1 protein-coding gene is annotated in these 1,012 nt (G+C 45.8%); it reads right to left on the bottom strand.

Features of this window, described 5'->3' with window-relative positions; all coding sequences use genetic code 11:
• Positions 1-90 precede the first annotated feature (90 nt).
• A partial coding sequence (locus BBROOKSOX_RS11620) for a discoidin domain-containing protein (RefSeq protein WP_139662037.1) occupies positions 91-1,012 on the bottom strand: 922 nt, incomplete at its 5' end.

The raw sequence follows: 1,012 nt of genomic DNA, 5'->3' as shown, positions 1-1,012 counted from the left end.
AGGAGTTTAGTTAGTTTGTTGAGTGCATTTGTCATGTTTTTCATTTTCAAAAATAATGATTAAAAACTTTAAGTTGATACTAGCCTATATTTAATCGGATGTAGGGGTGAGTCCTCCACTACCCGGATCACCCCATGCTGTGATTGATCCGTTAGCTTTAACGGCGGCAAAGGCACCCACAGTTGAATAAATCTTAGTATAGCCGCTACCAGAGGGTGCACCTGTGCCGCCAGCATCTGAACTACCCCACGCCGTGATTGAGCCATCGGTTTTAAGGGCGGCAAAGGCAATCCCAGTTGAATAAATCTTGGTATAGCCACTACCAGAGGGTGCACCTGCACCTCCAGAATCTGGGTCACCCCACGCCGTGATTGAGCCATCGGTTTTAAGGATGGCAAAGGCTTGCACAGTTGAATAAATCTTGGTATAGCCGCTACCAGAGGGTGCACCTGCACCTCCAGAATCCGAGTTACCCCACGCCGTGATTGAACCATCGGTTTTAAGGGCGGCAAAGGCAATCCCAGTTGAATAAATCTCGGTATAGCCGCTACCAGAAGGCGCACCTGCGCCTCCAGCATACGGACTACCCCACGCCATGATTGACCCATCGGCTTTAAGGGTGGCAAAAGCGGCAAAGTTAGCATAATTTGGTGCATTATTAACCCCATCAAAATTATTCAGGGCACTAGAGAAATCCACCTCAGCAAAACGCAAAGGATCAACACCCATAACCTGAACTTCTGCTAGAGACAGATAATCCTTATCAAGCAACTGGATTCTAACATAGCGACCTTGTTTGCCTGATGCGTCCAATTGAATGATTTTTTTAGGATTGGGTGCGACATGAAAGTCTTGTTGATAGATATGGGTGCTGAAGTCTGCTTTATTAGAAATACTAACTTGGTAGTTGCTTAGTCTATTTGCACAACAATCAGTGCGGTTGTAGATAATGATTTGCTTGATGTTTTTTTGACCGCCTAGATCAACCTGCCACCAAGCGCCTTGTTCATAG

Source organism: bacterium endosymbiont of Bathymodiolus sp. 5 South (genome assembly GCF_900128535.1).
Taxonomy (GTDB): domain Bacteria; phylum Pseudomonadota; class Gammaproteobacteria; order PS1; family Pseudothioglobaceae; genus Thiodubiliella.
Note: the sequence above shows the minus strand (reverse complement) of the source record. Positions and strands in the feature narration are given on the sequence as shown.